5 protein-coding genes are annotated in these 6,058 nt (G+C 70.9%); all 5 read left to right on the top strand.

What is annotated here, in order from left to right; all coding sequences use genetic code 11:
• On the top strand, positions 1 to 1,086 hold a 1,086-nt coding region (locus M8J74_RS28485), incomplete at its 5' end, for an SGNH/GDSL hydrolase family protein (RefSeq protein ID WP_249839192.1).
• Between the two features lie 71 nt (positions 1,087 to 1,157).
• Entirely contained in the window at positions 1,158 to 1,388 is a 231-nt protein-coding gene (locus M8J74_RS28480; protein WP_249839191.1) for a hypothetical protein, read from the top strand.
• Between the two features lie 376 nt (positions 1,389 to 1,764).
• Positions 1,765 to 3,192, top strand: a complete 1,428-nt coding sequence (locus M8J74_RS28475; protein ID WP_249839193.1) for an arabinofuranosidase catalytic domain-containing protein — start codon at positions 1,765 to 1,767, stop codon at positions 3,190 to 3,192.
• Positions 3,193 to 3,231: 39 nt separating this feature from the next.
• Positions 3,232 to 4,866: a glycoside hydrolase family 27 protein gene (locus M8J74_RS28470; protein ID WP_249839190.1), complete on the top strand. Its 1,635-nt coding sequence runs from the start codon at positions 3,232 to 3,234 to the stop codon at positions 4,864 to 4,866.
• A 40-nt stretch (positions 4,867 to 4,906) separates the two neighbouring features.
• Positions 4,907 to 6,058, top strand: a 1,152-nt coding sequence (locus M8J74_RS28465) for an arabinofuranosidase catalytic domain-containing protein (protein WP_249839189.1), incomplete at its 3' end; no start/stop codon positions are given.

The raw sequence follows: 6,058 nt of genomic DNA, 5'->3' as shown, positions 1-6,058 counted from the left end.
TCACCCGCGGCGGCCGGCGCGGGCTCCGGGCCGCCGGACTCCGCGCCGCGTACCGCCGCCGCGCCCGCCGCCCTGCGGCTGATGCCGCTGGGCGACTCGATCACCTGGGGCGTCGGCAGCCCGTCGGGCAACAGCTACCGGAGCTTCCTGGGGAGCCGGCTGACGGCCGAGGGGCATGCCGTGGACTTCGTCGGCTCGGGCCGCAACGGCACCATGTCCGACCCGGACAACGAAGGCCACTCCGGCTGGCGGATCGACCAGATCGCCGGCATCGCGGACTCCGTGCTGGCCCGGTACCGCCCCAACGTGGTCACCCTGGAGATCGGCACCAACGATCTGAACGGCAACTATCAGATCCCGACCGCTCCCGACCGGCTGCGTGCCCTGATCGACCAGATCACACGCGACGCCCCCGACGCGACCGTCCTCGTCGGCACCGTGATCGTCTCCACCAGCGGCACCGAGGAGGCCAACCGGCCGGCTTTCAACGCCAAGCTGCCCGGGATCGTCCAGGCCGAGCAGGCGGCCGGCAAGCATGTACGGCTGGTGGACATGAGCGCCCTGACCGGCGCGGACCTCTCGGACGCCCTGCACCCCAACGACAACGGCTTCCGCAAGATGGCGGACGCCTTCAACGCGGGGGTGCAGGCCGCGGACGCGGCCGGCTGGATCAACCCGCCGGCTTCGGCGGACGGACAGGTGCGCTCCGGGATCGCGGGGAAGTGCCTGGACGTGAGCGGCGGCAACAGCGCCAACGGGACGGCCGTCGACATCGCGACGTGCAACGGCTCCACCGCGCAGCAATGGTCCGCCCATTCCGACGGCACCCTGCGGGCGCTCGGCAAATGCCTCGACGCCACCGGCCGCGGCACCGTCAACGGCACGAAGATCGAGATCTGGGACTGCAACGCGGGCGGCAACCAGCAGTGGCAGTCCTACGGCGGCGGTTACCGCAATCCCGCCTCCGGCCGCTGTCTCGACGATCCCGAATCGTCCGCCGCCGACGGCACGCAGCTGGTCCTGTGGGACTGCAACGGCGGCGCCAACCAGCAGTGGACGGCGCTGCCGGTCACCTCGGCCGCGTGACCCCGCTCGACGGCGGCACCGACGCGCCGCCGGTGCCGTACCCCCCACACGCACAAGGAGACCGATCCCTCATGCCCTGGCTCGACGAAGAGGCCCGGCTGCGCAAGGTCCTGGCCCTGGTCGCCGGTCTGACGGCCGGTGCGGTCCTGGCGCTGGCCGGCCCCGCGAACCCGGCCGCGCACGCGTCCTCCGGCCCACGCGGCGCGGCGACGGCCGACAGCGGCGGGCCGGCGGGCAACGTCACGCGGATGCCGGTCCGGGACGCCGGCGGCGGTGCCCACCAGCACGGCGGCCCCATGTGAGGTGACCGGGCCCGCGAGCACCCGCGTCCGGCACGGCGGCCGTCGCCGGACGCGGTTTCGGCATGTCCTCGAACCGCCTCAACTCGGGGCCAGACATGGGATGTATCGAGCTCTCCATTACTGTGAGAAGCCTATTGACATGGCCACGGGCCTGTGGGATCACTATGCGTCATGGGATGTCTGAGTGTCTCCTGTGGGCGCTCTCGGGCCCGCTGACGCCAGCTGCAGACGCCCCATCCGCACCCCCGGACAGGCACAGCACTCTCCGTCCCCTTCCCCCGCCTCTCGAGGACACGGAATGCAGCCTTCATCCGCTCCACCCTGTCTCCCCGCGGCCCGTGCCGCACGCTTACCGGCGGCCGCGGCCGTCTGCGCGCTGGCACTGCTGGCCATGGTGCTGGCGACGGCGCCGACATGGTCGGCGCCCGCGTCCGCGACGCCCCTGGTGAGTTCCGCCTCGGGCCGCTGCCTGGACGTCAAGGGCAACGTCGACACATCGGGCACCGCAATGCAGATCTGGACCTGCAACGGCCAGGCCAACCAGGCGTTCGAGCTCACGGCGACGGGTGAGCTGAGGACCATGAACAGCACCCGGTGCGTGGACGCCTCCGACAACCGGACGGCGCCCGGCGCTCCGGCGGTCATCCGCCCGTGCGACGGACGGGCCGGCCAGGTCTGGCGGGAGAACGGCGACGGGTCCGTCACCGCAGCCTCGTCCGGGTTCTGCCTCGACGTCAGCGGGGCGGCCACGGCCGACGGCACCCCGGTCGTGCTGTGGACCTGCAACGGCCAGAGCAACCAGAAGTGGTCCACGGCGACGACGCCGCCCCCGCAGTCCGGTTCCGGACCGTGCGACCTCTACGCCGCCGGCGGCACGCCGTGCGTGGCCGCGCACAGCACCGTGCGGGCGCTCTACGGGACCTACAGCGGCTCCCTGTACCAGGTCCGGCGCGCCTCGGACAACGCGGTCAAGGACATCGGGGTACTGGCGCCCGGCGGGTTCGCCGACGCGGCGGCACAGGACGCGTTCTGCGCGGGCACCTCATGCGTGATCACCGCCGTCCGCGACCAGTCCGGACACGGCAACGACCTCTGGTACCAGGGCTCCGCACAGGTCCCGGGGTCCAGCCAGAGCAGTCCCGCGAAGGCGACCTCGGAGTCGCTGACCGCCGGAGGCACCAAGGCGTACTCGCTGTACATCAACCCCGGCAACAGCTACTGGCGGGACGGTCATCTCACGGGCGTGCCCACCGGTGCCGCACCCGAGGGGGCGTACATGGTGACCAGCGGCACCCACGTCAACGGCGGCTGCTGCTTCGACTACGGCAACAGCGAGACCACCAGGAAGGCCGACGCCGCCGGGGCGATGGACGCGATCAACTTCGGCACCGAGTGCTGGTTCGGCGGCTGCTCCGGCAGCGGCCCCTGGGTGCAGGCCGACCTCGAATGGGGGCTGTACCCGGGCGGCAGCCAGTCCTGGAACCCCAACCAGCGTGCGTTCACCAGCAAGTTCGTCACCGCGATGCTGAAGAACAACGGCACGTCGAGGTTCGCCCTCAAGGGCGGCAACGCCCAGTCGGGGAGCCTGACCACCTTGTGGGACGGCGGACTGCCCGCCGGATACAGCCCCATGAAGAAACAGGGCGCCATCGTCCTGGGCAGCGGCGGCGACTGCTGCAAGCCGGGCGGCGGCGCGAACCTGAGCGCCGGCACCTTCTACGAGGGCGCCGTGGTCGCCGGCTACCCCTCCGACGCAACCGACAGCGCGGTGCAGGCGAACATCACCGCCGCGGGTTACCGCTGACCCATGCAGCTTCCGACTCGGCCCAGGAGTGGATGACTTATGCCCACGAGCACGACACGGCCCCTGCCCCCGCTGCCGTCCCTGCGCAGAACCCTGGCGCTGCTGTTCTCGACGGCGCTGCTCGCCTTCGCCGTACCGCTCCTCTCCCTCGGCACGGCGCGGCCCGCCGCCGCGCTCGGCAACGGACTCGCGCCGACCCCGCAGATGGGCTTCAACGACTGGAACGCCTACGGCTGCAACGTCTCCGAGTCGCTGATCAAGTCCACCGCCCAGGCGATGCACACCAACGGCATGCAGGCGGCGGGCTACACGTACGTCAACATCGACGACTGCTGGATGACCCACAACCGGGACTCCGGCGGGCACCTGGTGCCGGACCCGGCGAAGTTCCCCGACGGCATCAAGGGCACCGCCGACTACGTCCACTCACTGGGGCTCAAGCTCGGCATCTACGAGGACGCCGGCACCGCGACCTGCGCGGGGTACCCGGGCAGCCTGGGGCACGAGACCACGGACGCCCAGTCGTTCGCGTCGTGGGGCGTGGACTACCTGAAGTACGACAACTGCAACAACACCGGCGTCTCCGCGCGGACCCGGTACACCACGATGCGGGACGCCCTCGCCGCGACCGGCCGGCCGATCCTGTACAGCCTGTGCAACTGGGGCCAGGAGAACGTGTGGACCTGGGGTGCGAGCGTGGGCAACAGCTGGCGCACGACAGGGGACATCAGCCCCACCTACTCCAGCATGCTGTCGATCTTCCACAGCAACGTCGGGCTCGCCTCCTACGCCGGTCCCGGCCACTGGAACGACCCGGACATGCTGGAGATCGGCAACGGCTCGATGACGGCCACCGAGAACCGCAGCGAGTTCAGTCTCTGGGCGGAGATGGCCGCGCCGCTCATCGCGGGCACCAACATCCCCCAGGCCAGTTCGGCCACCCTGTCCGTGCTGACCAACTCCCGGGTGATCGCGGTCGACCAGGACCCCCTCGGCAAGCAGGGCACCATGGTCTCCTCCTCCGGCGGCCTGGACGTGCTGGCCAAGCCGCTGGCCAACGGTGACGTCTCGGTGGCGCTGTTCAACGAGACCGGCTCCACGGCGACCATCACCACCACCGCGTCCGCGATCGGCAAGACCGGGGCGTCCGCCTACACCCTGACCGACCTGTGGTCGGGCGCGACCTCGACGACCTCCGGCACCATCAGCGCCTCGGTGCCCGCCCACGGCACGGTCATGTACCGGGTCGCGGGCGGCACCAGCGGCGGCACCACCGGTGTGACCGGCCCGCTGCACGCCGTCGGGTCGGGCAAGTGCCTGGACGTACCGAACGCGACCACGACCGCGGGCACCCAGGTGGAGATCTGGAGCTGCAACGGCGGTGCGAACCAGACCTGGACGCACACCGCCTCCGACCAGCTCAGTGTCTACTCCGGCAGCGGTCAGATGTGCCTGGACGCCTACGACAACCGGACCGCGCCCGGGACGAAGGTGGAGATCTGGCAGTGCAACGGCCAGAGCAACCAGCAGTGGTCGCTGAACTCCGACGGCACGGTCACCGGCCGTCAGTCCGGCCTGTGCCTGGGCGTCGCGGGAGGGGCCACGGCCGACGGGGCCCTCGCCGAGCTGCAGACCTGCGACGGCAGCGGCGGCCAGCGCTGGACGCTCGGCTGACCTTCCCCTGCTCCTCACCACTGCCCCAGAGGAGGTTCCCATGTCCGGATCGGCACTCGACCGCCGACGCGGGCGATTCCCGGCCGTGTTCCTGATCGCCCTGGCGATGGCCCTGGCAGCGCTGGGAACACCGGCGTTCGCCAGGTCGCCGGGACCCGGCACCAGCACCGCCGTCCACACCTCGGCGTCCGCCGCGGCCGCGTCGCTCCCGTGCGACCTCTACGCCGCGGGCGGTACGCCGTGCGTGACCGCCCACTCCACGACCAGGGCGCTGTTCACGGCGTACAACGGGCCGCTGTACCAGATCCAGCGGTCCTCCGACCACGCCTACCGCGACATCGGGGTGCTCGCCGCGGGCGGATACGCCGACGCAGCCTCCCAGGTGTCGTTCTGCGCGGGCACGTCGTGCACGATCACGAAGATCTACGACCAGACCACCCGGCACAACGACCTGCCGATCTCCTGGGGCGGCTACTGGAAGGGGCCCGGCCCCAACGGCTCCGACGTGGGCGCGGACGCCATGGCCCTGCCGGTTACCGCGGCCGGCCACCAGGTGTTCGGCGTCAAGGTCACCCCCGGTGTCGGCTACCGCCTGGACCACGCGAGCGGCGTGGCCACCGGCGCCCAGCCCGAAGGCATCTACATGGTGACCTCGTCGAACTACACCAACCAGTGGTGCTGCTTCGACTACGGCAGCGGCGAGAACTCCCACACCGACACCGGCAACGCCACCATGAACGCCATCTACTGGGGCAATGCCTGCTGGTTCGGTGGCTGCACGGGCAGCGGCCCGTGGGTCGAGGCCGACCTGGAGAACGGCATGTTCCACACCAACACCGGCTCCAACAAGGACCCGAACAACCAGGGCGTGCACTATCCGTTCGTCAGCGCGTGGCTGAAGAACAACGGCACCACCAACTTCACCCTCAAATACGGCAACGGCGCGAGCGGCGGCCTGACCACCACCTTCTCCGGGCCCCTGCCCAACGGCTACTCGCCGATGAAGGTCGACAGTTCGGTCCTGCTCGGCACCGGCGGCGACAACAGCCCCTCAGGACAGGGCGAGTTCTTCGAGGGGGCGATGACGGCGGGCTACCCCTCCGACGCCACCGAGAACGCCGTCCAGGCCAGTATCACCGCGGCCGGCTACGGGACCGGAGGCGGTGGGGGCGGCACGACGGGTGCGCTGCGT

This window comes from Streptomyces panaciradicis, assembly GCF_023516615.1.
Lineage (GTDB): Bacteria > Actinomycetota > Actinomycetes > Streptomycetales > Streptomycetaceae > Streptomyces > Streptomyces panaciradicis.
This window is presented reverse-complemented; position numbering and strand designations above follow the sequence as displayed.